The organism is Microbacterium halimionae, from assembly GCF_011761265.1.
GTDB classification, from domain to species: domain Bacteria; phylum Actinomycetota; class Actinomycetes; order Actinomycetales; family Microbacteriaceae; genus Microbacterium; species Microbacterium halimionae.
In genome coordinates, this window is sequence record NZ_JAAOZB010000001.1 from 340,262 (window position 1) to 353,562 (window position 13,301).

Here is a 13,301-nt window from a genome sequence, read left to right on the forward strand (position 1 = left end):
TGCCCTCCCTGTGGGAGGCCTGACTCAGCCCCACTGCATCAGGGGCGCATAGAATGTTCTGGTGCTGCTGTGTTTAAGCGCGAGTCATAAGACCGCCCCGTTCGAGCTCCTCGAACGATTGAGCACCCCCAGCACCTCTGTTGCTCCGCTTATCGCCGCCCACGGCGAGTGCGTGCAGGGCGCTGTTGTTGTGGCGACGTGCAATCGTTTCGAGGCGTACGTCGAGATGGACGAGCCTGTGACCGCAGCAGACGCTGTCGGCGTCGAAGCAGCGCTCGCTGCGATCGAATCGGCGACCTCGGTGACGATCGCGGAGCTTGAAGGTTCATACGAAGTTATCACCGGGTCAGCGGTAGCCGAGCACCTTTTCTCCGTCGCATCAGGACTTGAGTCGGTTGTTGTCGGCGAGGGTGAGATCGCGGGCCAGGTGCGGCGCGCGCTGACCGAGGCACGTACCGACGGAACTACCTCCCCTGAGCTTGAGCGTCTCTTTCAGCGCGCTTCTGAAGCGCAGCGCGACGTGAAGAACTCAACGGCCCTCCAGCGCGCTGGGCGTTCACTCGTGCGTCTCGCGCTCGATTTGGCCGACAGTCGAATCATCGATTGGGCTGAGCTTCGCGTGCTGCTGGTCGGCACCGGCTCGTATGCCGCAGCAACTCTTGCGGCGCTTCGCGACCACGGCGCCGAAGACATCACCGTGCATTCTCCCTCTGGCCGCGCCGAGGCGTTCGCAACGAAGCACGGCATCGCGGCCGTCTCCCCCGAGCACTTCCCGCTGGCCGCAGCCCACGCAGACCTTGTCATCACGTGCACGAGTTCAGAGCTTCCTGTCGTGAACGCAGCTCTCCTCGGCGGTGCGGCCATTGCAGACACAGCAGCTGCAGCCGGATGCCCGGTGGACCATTCCGCGACCAGGCGCATCGTGATCGACCTCGGTCTTCCCCGAAACGTCGACGCTGATGTCGCAGAGCTCGCTGGAGTCGACCTGCTCGACCTCGAGACCATTCGCTTGCACGCGCCACTCGAAGAGCTGCAGGCGACGGATGCCGCGCGAGATGTTGTGCGAAACGCTGCCGCTCGATTCAGCGTTGTCGGCGAGCGCCGCAGCATCACCCCCGCCGTTGTTGCGCTTCGAAGCCATGTCTTCGGCGTGCTCGAGGGCGAGATCGCTCGTGCCCAGGGTCGCGGCGACGACGGCCGCACCGAACAGGCACTTCGACACCTCGTCGGCGTGCTGCTCCACAGCCCGACCGCCCGGGCCCACCAACTCGCTGAATCTGGTCGCGGTGATGACTTCATCGCCGGGCTCGACGCCGTGTTCGGTATCGAGCTGCCAGACGCTGTCGCTATTGCAGACGACGAGCCTGAGGCATCCGCCACCGCTTGATCTGGGCGAGTAAGCCCGTTGTGATGGCGACGCCCACGAGTAGTGCTCCACCACCGACGAGTTCAGCGACCGTCGGAACTTCGTCTTGCACGAGCCAGGCAGCAAAAATCCCCACGACTGGAACCAGCATCGTGAACGGTACGACAGCCGAGGCCTGGTACTTGCCAAGCAGTGTGTTCCAGATGCCGTAGCCCACGAGGCTTGCAAGCCAGGCTGTATAGGCGGTTGAGAGCAACTGCGGCACGGTGAGGTGCGTGAGCGCGTAGCCGACGGCGCTCGGGCCGTCGAACAACATCGAAATCGCAAAGGCCGGAATAGGCACGACGAGCGCCGACCAGACAGTCATCGAGAGGCCAGCGAGCGGCGCCGGCGTGCCTCCGGGCGCGCTTCGCCCCACCCGGCGGGTGAGTACGTTGCCGATTGCCCACGCAGTCGCGGCCCCCACCGAACACATGAACGCCAACAGCGCCACGTCACCGCCCCGGCCGAATCCGATGATCAACAGGCCGAGGGCGCCCACCGAGATACCGATGAGCTGAATACGGGTCGGCACTTCGTGCAGCGCCATCGCCGCGAACACGACAGTGAGCACGACCTGCCCCTGCACGACGAGAGATGCAAGCCCCGGCGGCATCCCGAGCGAAAGTGAAATGTAGAGCATCGAGAATTGGGCGAGACTCAAAAAGAAGCCGATCGCAGCGATATCGCGCCAGCGCGCGGCAGGCTTCGGCACGAAGAAGATCGCGGGAATGATGACAACCACGAAGCGGATCGCGAGAAAGAGAAGCGGCGGCATCCCCTCGAGACCCGCATCGATCACGACGAAGTTCATGCCCCAGATGAGGGCGACCAGGAGTGCGGCAAGCGTCGCGCGTAGGGGCATGTGTCTACTCAAGCGGTATTAAGCGTGTACGTCCAGCGCACGTTTATGCATGATTATCGGTGCCAAAACTGCATGGTAGCGTGACGCCATGATTGACCTCGACTCGATCGAATCGCTCATCGCTATCGAGCGCACCGGCACAGTGCACGCCGCAGCGAGCACTCTCGGCTTTACCGCTTCGGCCGTCTCGCAGCAGGTAAAGCGACTCGAGCGCGACCTCGGCGTGCGGCTACTCGAACGTGAGGGGCGCGGTGTTGTCTTGACCGCGGCCGGTCGCCGAGTCGCCGACGAAGGCCGCTCACTGCGCGTGCAGATCGAGACGCTCCGCTCGGGGCTCCACGACGCGGGAGACCGCCCGACGGGCACGATTCGTTTGGGCGCCTTCGCCACCGGTGTGCGCGGACTCGTCCCCGAGCTCATCAGCCACGCCCACGAGAACGCGCCCGATCTTAGGGTCGTGATCGACGAGATCGACCCGTGGGATGCCGTCGCCGCCGTCACCGCGGGCTCGCTCGATGTCGCACTCATCCACCACTGGGAGGGCGTGGGCATCACACTGCCGCCCAGCCTTCGAAGCGAAGAGCTGTTTCGAGACGTTGCCGATCTGCTGGTGCACCGTGACGACCCGGCCGCCTCACGCGACGCCGTGACTCCGCACGATGTGCACGACCGCTCATGGGCGTGCACCCCAGACGGAACCATCTGCCACGACTGGTTTCGACACATGTTTCAAAACGAACCCCACACGCCCCACATCGACTACCGGTGCCTCGAGTTCGCGTCGCAAACGGCGTTGGTCGCGAGCGGACTCGCAGTGGCTCTCGTGCCACGGTTGGGGCGAGGCATCCTGCCCGACAACGTCGTGGCAGTGCCCGTGCATGAGCCGGTGCCCACTCGACCGGTCAGCCTCGCGTGGCGCGCCAGCATGACGAGCGCTCCGGCGGTGCGGTACCTCCGCAGCGCGCTGCGCGAGCTTTCGCCACAGCAGCACGAGCTGTCAGGCGCGAAGTGAGAAACTGGCGGGATGAGTCTGCACATCACTGACGACGCCGCTGCCGACACGCTGCTGAGCGAAAGCCCGCTGGCGCTGTTGATCGGCATGCTGCTTGACCAGCAGGTTGCGATGGAGACGGCGTTCGCTGGCCCCTTGAAGATTCAAGAGCGAATCGGCTCAGTCGACGCCGAGACGATCGCGTCGTACGATCCCGATGACTTCGTCGAAGCGTTCAAGGTCTCGCCCGCTGTGCACCGGTATCCCGGCTCGATGGCGGGCCGCGTGCAGAGTCTCTGTAGCGCGATCGCATCGGACTGGAATGGGGATGCCGCCGCCCTCTGGACGCGAGACGACCCCACCGGGGCCGAGGTCTTTAAGCGGCTCAAGGCACTTCCGGGGTTCGGCGATCAGAAGGCGAAGATCTTTCTCGCGCTGCTCGGCAAACAGTGTGGCTTTTCGGGCGACGGATGGCGCGAGGCATCCGCTCCTTACGGCGAAGACGGGTCATACCGCTCGGTCGCCGACATCACGAGCCCCGAGGCGCTCGGCAAGGTGCGCGAGCACAAGCGCGAAATGAAGGCCGCGGCAAAGGCCGCAAAGAGCTGAGGCTCAGAACGTCGTCAGACCGCGCGATCGAAACTGCTCGCGCACGCGCTCGAGGAGTTCCGGTTCGGGCGAGCGAGTGTCGGTGAGCGAGTACGGCTTGTTGAGGCGTTCCCACTTCGAGATGCCCATTTGGTGAAACGGCAGCACTTCGACGCGTTCGACGTTTGGCCACTTCGCGACGATGTCGGCGGCAGCGTCAACGTTGTCGACGGCATCCGTCAGCCCTGGCACGAGCACGAAGCGCACCCATGCGGGCACGTGCCGCGCGGCGAGTCTGTTGCCAAAGTCGATCGTCGGCTGCAGCTCGCGCCCCGTCACTTCGCGATAGGTCTCGGGCAGGCCAGACTTCACGTCGAGCAGCACGAGACTCAAGTCGTCGAGCAGAGCGTCGGAGGCGTTTCGCCCCAAAAACCCCGAGGTATCAAGAGCCGTGCGGATGCCGAGAGCCGCTGTCTCGCGAACGAGCCGCGTCACGAACCTGGCCTGCTGCAACGGTTCGCCGCCCGAGATCGTGAGGCCGCCGCCCGTGGTCTCGAAGACGCTGCGGTAGCGGACTACCCGGGCGAAGATCTCGTCGAAAGACGTCTCCGTGCCGTTTCGCTGCAGCCAGGTGTCGGGGTTTTGGCAGTACTGGCACCGCAGCGGGCACCCTGACAAAAACAGTGTCATGCGAGTCCCCGGGCCATCAACAGCCGTCACGAGTTCCCAAGAGTGCACACTCGCAACGTCTCCCCGACGCACCGCGCCGAGGTGCGCGTGACGCTCCTCGGCGCGGTCGGAGATGACCGTCGGTGTGGATAGTGAGACGGTCGCCATGATTAGACTCCGGCGTGGAACGTGCGGCTGAGCACGTCGAGCTGCTGCTCGCGAGTGAGTCGCACGAAGTTGACGGCGTATCCCGAAACACGGATCGTCAACTGCGGGTACTCCTCGGGGTGTTCCATCGCGTCTTCGAGAGTTTCGCGATTGAGCACGTTGACGTTCAGGTGGTAGCCACCCGATGCCATCTGCGTATCGAGCAGGCCCACCAGGTTTGTCACCCGCTCATCGGCGGTGCGCCCAAGCCCCGCAGGAACAACCGTTGTCGTCAGCGAAATCCCGTCTTGGCCCTGATCGAACGGCAGCTTTGCGACCGACAGGGTTGCCGCCAGCATCCCGTGCGTGTCACGCCCGTTCATGGGGTTGGCGCCCGGGGCGAACGGCTCACCCAAACGGCGACCATCGGGAGTGTTGCCCGTGGCCTTGCCGTAGACAACGTTCGACGTGATCGTCAGCACCGACTGGGTGTGCACGGCGTCGCGATACGTCGGGTGCTTCCGCAGCATCTCCATGAACTCGGTCATGAGGTCGCGAGCAATGTCATCTGCGCGGTCATCGTCGTTTCCATAGACGGGGAATTCACCCTCGACCGTGTAGTCGACAACGAGCCCGGTTTCGTCTCGCACCGGCGTGACCTTGGCGTACTTGATCGCTGACAACGAGTCAGCAACGACCGAGAGACCGGCGATTCCGCAGGCCATCGTGCGCATGACGTCTTGGTCGTGAAGTGCCATTTCAAGGCGCTCGTAGGCGTACTTGTCGTGCATGAAGTGGATGCAGTTAAGCGCATCGACGTAGGTCTCAGCGAGCCACTCCATCGTCGTCTGAAGCTTTGCCTTCACATCGGCGTACTCGAGCACATCGCCCGTGACCGCTGGCATGACCGGCGCAACCTGCTTGCCGCTCACTTCGTCGCGACCACCATTGATCGCGTACAACATCGTCTTTGCAAGGTTGACGCGAGCGCCGAAGAACTGCATCTGCTTGCCCACGGCCATGGGCGACACACAGCACGCGATGGCCGCATCGTCACCGCAGAGCCCGCGAATCAGGGCATCGGATTCGTACTGAATCGACGACGTGTCGATCGAGACCTGTGCGCAGAACTCCTTGAAGCCCTGGGGTAGGTCGTTCGACCAGAACACCGTGAGGTTGGGCTCGGGAGCCGGGCCCAGGTTGTAGAGCGTCTGCAAGAACCGGAACGACGTCTTCGTGACCATCGTGCGGCCGTCAACGCCGGTGCCCCCGAGCGTCTCCGTCACCCAGGTCGGGTCGCCGGAGAACAGGGCGTCGTATTCGGGCGTGCGCAAGAACCGCACGATCCGAAGCTTGATGACGAGATCGTCAATGAGTTCTTGTGCCTGAGACTCCGTGAGTACACCCGCTGCAAAATCGCGCTCGATGTAGGCATCGAGGAAGGCGCCGTTCCGGCCGAAGCTCATGGCCGCGCCGTTTTGCTCCTTCACTGCTCCGAGGTAGGCGAAGTACAACCACTGCACGGCTTCTTGCGCGGTGGCTGCGGGCTGAGAGATATCGAAGCCGTACGAGGCTGCCATCGCAGTGAGTTCGCGAAGCGCCTTGATCTGCTCGGAGTTCTCTTCGCGGTCCCGAATGATCGACTCGGTCGAAAAGTGCATGTCGAGCTCGGCGTGGTCGGCCTTCTTCGCGGCGATCAGCGCTGTGGTTCCGTAGAGTGCCACGCGCCGGTAGTCACCAATGATGCGGCCGCGGCCGTAGGCATCCGGCAGTCCAGTGATGAGGTGGCTGTTGCGTGCGCGACGGACGGCCGGCGGGTACACGTCGAAGACACCATCGTTGTGGGTCTTGCGGTAGGTCGTGAAGATCTTCTCGAGGTCTTGGGATACCTCGTAGCCGTACGTTTCGAGGGCGCCTTTCACCATGCGCCACCCGCCGTAGGGCATGATCGCGCGCTTGAGCGGAGCATCCGTCTGAAGTCCAACGATCAGTTCGTCTTCGCGAGCGATGTAGCCCGGCTCGTGAGCCGTGATCGATGACGGGGTCGTGGCGTCGATGTCGTAGACACCGCGCTCACGCTCTTGCGGAAACATGTCGACGATGTGGTTCCAGACCCGCTCGGTGCGGGGCGTCACACCCTCGAGAAATTTTGCGTCGCCGGTATAGGGCGTGTAGTTGCGCTGGATGAAGTCACGCACATCGATGTTGTCTTGCCACGGGCCTGCAACAAAGCCGCTCCAAGCCGTGGGAATCGCGTCGTCGGGGTGGCTGAGGGGTGTGGTGGTTACGGTGCTCATAGTGCCGATCTCCTTCGTGGGTGTCGAAGTTCTAGGTACTCGGCTCGGGGCGGCGGGATGCCGCCACCACCGTGGGGAGTGCTTCCATGCCTGAACGTACTCCCCTTCTTGTCGCCCCGAAGGAATGTGCACGATGCGTCCAACATATGTGGTCTGACCACACGATTTGTTGTGGTCAGACCACATACGGCTCGTGCGAGCCCTGCCTCACTACGTCGGAGAATCACACTCAGTCGGAGGGATGCTGCGCTCTGGCTCCGACGGAATGTGATTCTCCGACCGAGCGAGGTGGGCGAGGGCACACGGCGGCGCGGGGTCTCGCTACTGTGGGCTCATGCCAGTCACGCAGCGCGCAGCATCCGTCACTCTTGAGGGCTTCGAGCTGCGGGTGCTTCACGTACCTCTCGTCTCGCCGTTCACGACGTCGTTCGGCACCGAGTCGGTGCGCGAAGTCATCGTCGTGCGGGCGCTCACGAGCGACGGCGACGGCTGGGGCGAGATCGTGACGCAGGCATCTCCCCTCTATTCGAGCGAGTACACGCGCGGCGCGTGGGACGTATCGCTGCGGTGGCTCATGCCCGCGCTGCTTGATCGCCGCACGGTGGCACCCCACGAGGTGGCCGAAATACTTGAGCCGTTCGTCGGACACCGCATGGCCAAAGCGGGCCTCGAACTTGCAGTGACGGATGCCGCGCTCCGCACCGACGGAATGGCACTCGGCACGTACCTCGGCGCCGTGCACGACCGGGTGCCGTCGGGGGTCTCCGTCGGCATTCAGCGCGATGCCGCAGCTCTCGTCGACGTCGTCGGCGGTTACCTGGATGAGGGGTACGCGCGCATCAAGATCAAGATCAAACCCGGGCGTGATGTCGCCGACACCGCTGCCGTCCGCGATGCCTTCGGTGCGATCGGGCTTCAGGTAGATGCGAATTCTGCGTACACCCTGGCCGACATCGAGACGCTCGCCGAGCTCGATCGATTCGACCTGCTGCTCATCGAACAGCCGCTGCAAGAAGACGACATCGTCGATCACGCGACCCTCGCGGCGCGAGTTCGCACCCCCATCTGCCTCGATGAGTCGATCACGTCTCTCAAGGCCGCGACCGATGCGCTGGCGCTTCGGTCGGCATCGATCATCAACATCAAAGCCGGGCGCGTTGGCGGCTACCTCGAAGCCGTCCGCATCCACGATCTTTGCCGAGCTGCGGGAATTCCGGTCTGGTGCGGAGGCATGCTCGAGACCGGAATCGGACGTGCGGCAAACGCAGCGCTTGCGGCGCTCCCCGGCTTCACCCTGCCGGGAGATGTGAGCGCATCGAACCGCTTCTATCTTCGCGACATCGTGACGGAGCCTGCCCTTCTCGAAGACGGACATGTGCGGGTTCCGACTGGGCCGGGCCTCGGTATCGAGATCGATCCGGTCGCTCTCGAAGACATGACCGTCGCGCGTGAGATTCTCCGACGGTAGCTTTAATGCGAACGCGTCTAAAGAGCACCGCGCGGCTAGACTGAGCGGATGCCACGGCCGCCTCCGGCCGCCGGCACATCATCCTCAGCGACCATTGGAGCCACCGTGGCCGAGCAGTCCCGTCTCGACAAAGTCATCGCCCTCGCCCGCCATCGCGGGTTCGTCTTTCAAGCCGGCGAAATCTACGGCGGATCGCGCTCAGCGTGGGATTACGGCCCCCTCGGCACTGAGCTCAAAGAAAACATCCGCCGCCAGTGGTGGCAGACCTTCGTTCGCGGACGTGGCGACATGGTGGGTCTCGACTCGTCGATCATCCTTCCGAAGCGCGTGTGGGAGGCATCCGGTCACGTCGCAACGTTCACCGACCCGCTCGTTGAGTGCCTGCAGTGCCACAAGCGCTTCCGCGCCGACAATCTGATCGAAGACTTCGAAGCACGCAAGGGCCGCAAAGCCGAAAACGGCCTCGCCGATATTCCGTGCCCCAACTGCGGCACAAAGGGCCAGTACACCGAGCCGAAGGCATTCTCCGGTCTTGTGAAGGCGTACCTCGGTGTCGTCGATGACGAGTCGGGCCTCCACTACCTCCGCCCAGAAACGGCGCAGGGCATCTTCGTCAACTTCTCCAACGTGTTGACGGCGAGCCGCAAGAAGCCGCCGTTCGGCATCGGCCAGGTCGGAAAATCATTCCGCAACGAGATCACGCCCGGAAACTTCATCTTCCGCACGCGCGAATTCGAGCAGATGGAAATCGAATTCTTCACCCCGCCCGAAGAAGCCGGTGAGTGGTTCGACCACTGGGTTGAGGCGTGCTGGAACTGGTTCATCGACCTCGGCATCGACCCCGAGAACATGCGTCAGTTCGACGTTCCGAAAGAAGACCGCGCCCACTATTCGGCCGGCACGATCGACGTCGAGTACCGCTTCGGCTTCACCGGCAAAGAGTGGGGCGAGCTCATGGGCGTCGCCAACCGCACCGACTACGACCTCAACAGTCACTCCGAGGCATCCGGTCAGAAGCTTTCGTACTTCGATCAGGCAAGCGGCGCGAGCTACACGCCGTACGTTATCGAGCCGTCTTTCGGACTCACCCGCGCCATGATGGCGTTCCTCGTCGACTCGTACGTCGAAGAAGAGGTACCGAACGCCAAAGGCGGCACCGACACTCGCACGGTGCTGAAGCTTGACCCGCGTCTGGCCCCCGTCAAGGTTGCCGTGCTGCCGCTGTCACGCAATGAGAAGCTCTCGCCCCTCGCACGCGAGGTTTCAGAGAATCTGCGCGGCGCGTGGAACGTCGACTTCGACGATGCCGGTGCCATCGGGCGCCGCTATCGCCGCCAGGACGAGATCGGCACGCCGTTCTGCGTCACGATCGACTTCGACTCACTCGACGACCGCGCCGTCACAGTGCGCGACCGCGACACCATGGCGCAGGAACGCATCTCTATCGACGAGCTGCACGCCTACCTCGCTGAGCGCCTGCGCGGCGCCTAGCCTGCAGCATCCGCTTACGCCCGGGTACGCCTCCACGCGTGCCCGGGCGTTTTCGCGCGCCGTTTTAGAGGTAAAAGCGGAACGTGTATAGGACGAACCAAATGAAGAGCCCGATCGTCACGGCGCCAGCTGCAATCGCAAAAAAGAAAGCGAAGATACGAAAGCCGCGATATGGCGCTCGCCCATTGGGCCCATCCCACGGAGCCCGCATTACGCGCACTCCGGCGCTGAGTCAGCGGCGGCCACGCATGTGAAAGAACTCGTGTAAGACAAAAAGTGCCTCAGCTTCGTTATGGGCGTTAGAGGTAAAAGCGGAACGTGTACAGGACGAACCAAATAACAGCGGCACTACCGGCCACACCGCACGCAATTGCGGTGAAGAAGATGAAGATGCGCAGTCGACGAGTCGCGGCTGACTCGCCAGGACGATCCCACGGAGCGCGGGCCATTACGCCAACACCGCCGGCCATGCCGGAACTTCAGCCTCTAGGGCACCGCCGACAGACTCACGAACCGAGTTCGTTGAGTCAACGAGGTCGACAATCGAGAAGACCAGAGTTACCAGAGAGATCACCGCGCCAATGATGCCGAGCACGCCGATCACGATCGTCTCCCAGCCGACGATGATTGCGACGATCGAAATGATGAGTCCCAGCAACGACAGGGCCATGTCGCGCAAGCTGCGGTAGTAACTCTCGATTTCGTCGGCGAGTTCGCCGAGCGCTCCAGAGATCGGCGAGGAGTATGTCTCAACCCCCTGGACTGCGGCGTCGCGGCCATCGATAGCCGCGACATAGCTCTCGCTCGCGATGCCATCCGAGTAGTTCGACGGCAGGGCTGAGGGGATATTTCCGAGCACCAATCGCGATGCGAGCTCACGCGTTGCGGCGATGACTTTGTCGTCGATAACGCTTGCCGCGGCACGCAGATTGTCGGGGCTGCCGACGAACTGTATCTCTTTCCGGAAGAGTTCGACTCCCTCTCTTCCGGTCTCGACTGCCTTGGCCAATTCCTCTTTGGCACGGTCAGCAATCGGGTTCACCGCGAAGCCCATGACCGGGTACGCCGCGAGGTAGACGTTCAGCAGGTGATCAATGATCACGGGCCCGTTCTGCGCTATCCAGTCCAGATTTTCGTCTGACTGGTTGAGCGCGTCTTCGATGGCGTGTTTCATGTCGTCGACAAAACTCATACGTCGATCTCCCCTTCAAGCGCTGCGATCTCAGCGTCGGTCATTCCATGGGCCTCGCCGTAAACTATCGCCGCCTCGAGAAGGTTCTTTTCAAACTTCAGAAACTCGGTGCTACCACCGTCGAGATACGCGCTGAGCGCCTTGACCGCTCCGTTGTACGCCGCGGACAGGGCGGCGGCATCGAACGCGCTAGAGAAGTCTGGCGTCGCAATCTCCGGTAGCGCACCCTTTGCATCAATGAGCCGCTCACTCGCGTCTTCCCACATGTTCTCGGCATCATCGGTGATCACGTCGATATTGACGACGACATCGCTCATGAAAGTTCTTCTTCCTCTTCGGAGGCGGCGCTCCGCGCCAACCGCACGACAGTTTCACTGAATTCTTTCGACGACATCGCTAACAAGACCCCCGGCTGAGCGCTGACCCCAATGGGTCGACCCAACAGCGCCGTGAGCGTGATGGTCCTGTCGACACTGATGAATTCTTTGAAAGGCTTAGCGCCCCTGTCTTCTCGAAGGCTCCGCATCATGTCAGGACTACCGACGAGCCGCGCAAGTGCCGAGCGAGGCAACGGGGCGGTCGCAAATGCAGCCTTCACTGAGGCGAGAAACTCTTCTTCGGACATGCGCCGCCGGGCCGTGTCGTCAACCTCAACAGAATCAAGCACCCCTTCGGAATCGAAGGCTAGCTTCACCGCGTACCCATTCGATTCGGAAATGGCATCGCTCAGCTGCGACTGAAGCTTTTCGGCAGAGGCGAGAAGTGCCGTCGCGCGCGCGCGTAAGTCTGAGCTCGCCTTGAGGCGGTCTTCGTGAGCCGCGGCAAATTCGTTGTTCGTCATTTCCATAGCGCAGCCACCCGTTCACGCGCTTCGAGGTGTCGATCAACCGCCGAACCAGCAAGACCCGACGCCGACTGCAAGACTCGCTCTAAGCGTGCCATCGACGCGTTCCACTCGGACTGTGCCGCCACATACGCGGCGGATGCCTCGCCAGTCCACTCCGTACTCAACACATCGAGCCGCGCCTGCAGCGCATCGAGATCCCCCCGAATCCCTGACACTGCTCCCGATAGCGCGCTCTGAAGTCCCCTCATCGACTCCGTGCCCATTGAATAATTTCCCGCATTCGATGCCGACACGTACTTGCGACCCCCTAGGTCATGACTGGCATCGGAAAAAGCTCCGATGCGGCCGACCTCAATTTAACAAAGGTCGGAGATTGTGAAACTAAGTTATCCACATCTCGAAGCGCAACTGCAAGGGGCGAAATCTTCGCGCCGACAACTTGCCGAAAATGCCTGACCGACGCATGATGAACCAGTGACAGATGGATCAGCAGCAGCGGCGCTTATTGCTCTCGCTGGAGCCCTCGTAGCTGTATCCCTCCTCGGCTGTTGGCACGTGTGGTACGCCCTTTCACTTTCACGCCTATTCGCGCGCCACGAAACCGACGTCTGGCGTGCGTGGGTTCCCATTCTCAACGAAGCCGAAGTTTTTCGATTGGGCGGCCAAGATCCGACACGCGCCGCGTTATTTCTCATTCCTGTCGTCAACGTTTACGCCCTCGTACTCAAAGCAATCGCGGCACACCGCTTAGGCGCTGATTCGGGCCGAGCAGCGGGACTCACGGCCCTCGCCGTCGTACTGCCCCCGGTGTGGGCTATCGCCGCAGCTCAGCCAGTGACTGCTTCGAGAGTTGAGAACCTTTCGCCCTCGGATGCCGAGGCTCCGGTCATCGCCAATGTGGCGGCGATCCCCCACAAAGCGTCTGCTCAAGCCGGAACTCGTGAGCCCGACGCGCCACTCACCCGAAGAGCACTCCGCGAAAGCGACGAATCCACCATGATCGTTCGTTCCCCGGGAGCGTGGGAGCTCCTCCTCCCGTCAGGCGAGCGAGTTGCCGTGACAAAGCGCAGTGTCCTTTTGGGCCGAAAGCCGACGTCCGATGATTCCAACGAGCAGTGCATAGCGATTGACGACCAGGGACGCACGGTATCGAAAAACCATGCGCGGCTCCAATGGAATGGGACGAGTTGGCAGATCACCGACCTGGAATCCACAAACGGCGTTTCAACGTTTGCGGATGACGGAACCGAGACTGCTCTCGCCCCCGGATCGACCTTGCCAGTGAACCTGCGTTTCCTTTTGGGCGACGCTGCCCTCAGCGTGAGCCGACCGCGCGCCTGA

14 protein-coding genes are annotated in these 13,301 nt (G+C 62.6%); 6 read left to right on the forward strand and 8 right to left on the reverse strand.

Annotated elements, in window-relative coordinates; all coding sequences use genetic code 11:
- Positions 1-61: 61 nt before the first annotated feature.
- A complete protein-coding gene (locus FHS06_RS01575; RefSeq protein WP_167044558.1) occupies positions 62-1,387 on the forward strand; it encodes a glutamyl-tRNA reductase in 1,326 nt (441 codons plus the stop codon).
- Here the strand turns inward: FHS06_RS01575 and FHS06_RS01580 are convergent.
- Positions 1,347-2,270: an EamA family transporter gene (locus FHS06_RS01580; protein ID WP_167044561.1), complete on the reverse strand. Its 924-nt coding sequence runs from the start codon at positions 2,268-2,270 to the stop codon at positions 1,347-1,349. The two genes, FHS06_RS01575 and FHS06_RS01580, sit on opposite strands and share 41 nt — an antisense overlap.
- Positions 2,271-2,358: 88 nt before the next feature.
- On the opposite strand from FHS06_RS01580, the gene FHS06_RS01585 reads away from it, so the two are divergent.
- Together FHS06_RS01585 and FHS06_RS01590 are read left to right on the forward strand one after the other, a co-directional pair.
- On the forward strand, positions 2,359-3,282 hold the full coding sequence (locus FHS06_RS01585; RefSeq protein WP_167044564.1) for a LysR family transcriptional regulator: 924 nt from the start codon (positions 2,359-2,361) through the stop codon (positions 3,280-3,282).
- A 12-nt stretch (positions 3,283-3,294) separates the two neighbouring features.
- Positions 3,295-3,870 carry an HhH-GPD-type base excision DNA repair protein gene (locus tag FHS06_RS01590; protein ID WP_167044567.1) on the forward strand — a complete coding sequence of 192 codons (576 nt, stop codon included), beginning with the start codon at positions 3,295-3,297 and terminating at the stop codon, positions 3,868-3,870.
- 3 nt (positions 3,871-3,873) lie between these two features.
- On the opposite strand, the gene pflA is transcribed toward FHS06_RS01590, so the two are convergent.
- Positions 3,874-4,686 carry a pyruvate formate-lyase-activating protein gene (pflA, locus tag FHS06_RS01595; RefSeq protein WP_167044570.1) on the reverse strand — a complete coding sequence of 271 codons (813 nt, stop codon included), beginning with the start codon at positions 4,684-4,686 and terminating at the stop codon, positions 3,874-3,876.
- 2 nt (positions 4,687-4,688) lie between these two features.
- The gene (gene pflB, locus FHS06_RS01600; protein WP_167044573.1) at positions 4,689-6,962 is read right to left on the reverse strand and encodes a formate C-acetyltransferase; all 2,274 of its coding nucleotides are present in this window, start codon (positions 6,960-6,962) and stop codon (positions 4,689-4,691) included.
- 334 nt (positions 6,963-7,296) lie between these two features.
- Between pflB and menC the strand changes: the two genes are divergently transcribed.
- Positions 7,297-8,430, forward strand: a complete 1,134-nt coding sequence (menC, locus tag FHS06_RS01605) for an o-succinylbenzoate synthase (RefSeq protein WP_167044577.1) — start codon at positions 7,297-7,299, stop codon at positions 8,428-8,430.
- A gap of 105 nt (positions 8,431-8,535) precedes the next feature.
- The gene (locus FHS06_RS01610) at positions 8,536-9,921 is read left to right on the forward strand and encodes a glycine--tRNA ligase (RefSeq protein WP_167047752.1); all 1,386 of its coding nucleotides are present in this window, start codon (positions 8,536-8,538) and stop codon (positions 9,919-9,921) included.
- Positions 9,922-10,220: 299 nt separating this feature from the next.
- On the opposite strand, the gene FHS06_RS01615 is transcribed toward FHS06_RS01610, so the two are convergent.
- The 5 genes from FHS06_RS01615 to FHS06_RS01635 are packed head-to-tail and all read right to left on the reverse strand — an operon-like array spanning position 10,221 to position 12,223.
- Positions 10,221-10,370, reverse strand: a complete 150-nt coding sequence (locus FHS06_RS01615; protein WP_167044580.1) for a hypothetical protein — start codon at positions 10,368-10,370, stop codon at positions 10,221-10,223.
- Positions 10,370-11,113 carry a hypothetical protein gene (locus FHS06_RS01620; RefSeq protein ID WP_167044583.1) on the reverse strand — a complete coding sequence of 248 codons (744 nt, stop codon included), beginning with the start codon at positions 11,111-11,113 and terminating at the stop codon, positions 10,370-10,372. The genes FHS06_RS01615 and FHS06_RS01620 overlap by 1 nt, the downstream gene beginning before the upstream one ends.
- Positions 11,110-11,430, reverse strand: a complete 321-nt coding sequence (locus FHS06_RS01625) for a hypothetical protein (RefSeq protein WP_167044585.1) — start codon at positions 11,428-11,430, stop codon at positions 11,110-11,112. The genes FHS06_RS01620 and FHS06_RS01625 overlap by 4 nt, the downstream gene beginning before the upstream one ends.
- Entirely contained in the window at positions 11,427-11,954 is a 528-nt protein-coding gene (locus tag FHS06_RS01630) for a hypothetical protein (protein WP_167044588.1), read from the reverse strand. Before FHS06_RS01630 ends, FHS06_RS01625 begins: the two co-directional genes overlap by 4 nt.
- Complete coding sequence (locus tag FHS06_RS01635; protein ID WP_220476508.1) at positions 11,951-12,223, reverse strand: WXG100 family type VII secretion target; 273 nt, start codon at positions 12,221-12,223, stop codon at positions 11,951-11,953. Before FHS06_RS01635 ends, FHS06_RS01630 begins: the two co-directional genes overlap by 4 nt.
- A 211-nt stretch (positions 12,224-12,434) precedes the next feature.
- On the opposite strand from FHS06_RS01635, the gene FHS06_RS14270 reads away from it, so the two are divergent.
- Positions 12,435-13,301 carry an FHA domain-containing protein gene (locus tag FHS06_RS14270; RefSeq protein WP_167044594.1) on the forward strand — a complete coding sequence of 289 codons (867 nt, stop codon included), beginning with the start codon at positions 12,435-12,437 and terminating at the stop codon, positions 13,299-13,301.

Excerpts from the sequence above, each read along its gene's own strand:
- FHS06_RS01635 (WP_220476508.1), bottom strand. The coding sequence starts at position 12,223 with ATGGGCACGGAGTCGATGAGGGGACTTCAGAGCGCGCTATCGGGAGCA.
- FHS06_RS01615 (WP_167044580.1), bottom strand. The coding sequence starts at position 10,370 with ATGGCCCGCGCTCCGTGGGATCGTCCTGGCGAGTCAGCCGCGACTCGT.
- pflA (WP_167044570.1), bottom strand. The coding sequence starts at position 4,686 with ATGGCGACCGTCTCACTATCCACACCGACGGTCATCTCCGACCGCGCC.
- FHS06_RS01630 (WP_167044588.1), bottom strand. The coding sequence starts at position 11,954 with ATGACGAACAACGAATTTGCCGCGGCTCACGAAGACCGCCTCAAGGCG.
- FHS06_RS01625 (WP_167044585.1), bottom strand. The coding sequence starts at position 11,430 with ATGAGCGATGTCGTCGTCAATATCGACGTGATCACCGATGATGCCGAG.
- FHS06_RS01580 (WP_167044561.1), bottom strand. The coding sequence starts at position 2,270 with ATGCCCCTACGCGCGACGCTTGCCGCACTCCTGGTCGCCCTCATCTGG.
- menC (WP_167044577.1), top strand. The coding sequence starts at position 7,297 with ATGCCAGTCACGCAGCGCGCAGCATCCGTCACTCTTGAGGGCTTCGAG.
- FHS06_RS01590 (WP_167044567.1), top strand. The coding sequence starts at position 3,295 with ATGAGTCTGCACATCACTGACGACGCCGCTGCCGACACGCTGCTGAGC.
- pflB (WP_167044573.1), bottom strand. The coding sequence starts at position 6,962 with ATGAGCACCGTAACCACCACACCCCTCAGCCACCCCGACGACGCGATT.
- FHS06_RS01620 (WP_167044583.1), bottom strand. The coding sequence starts at position 11,113 with ATGAGTTTTGTCGACGACATGAAACACGCCATCGAAGACGCGCTCAAC.
- FHS06_RS01585 (WP_167044564.1), top strand. The coding sequence starts at position 2,359 with ATGATTGACCTCGACTCGATCGAATCGCTCATCGCTATCGAGCGCACC.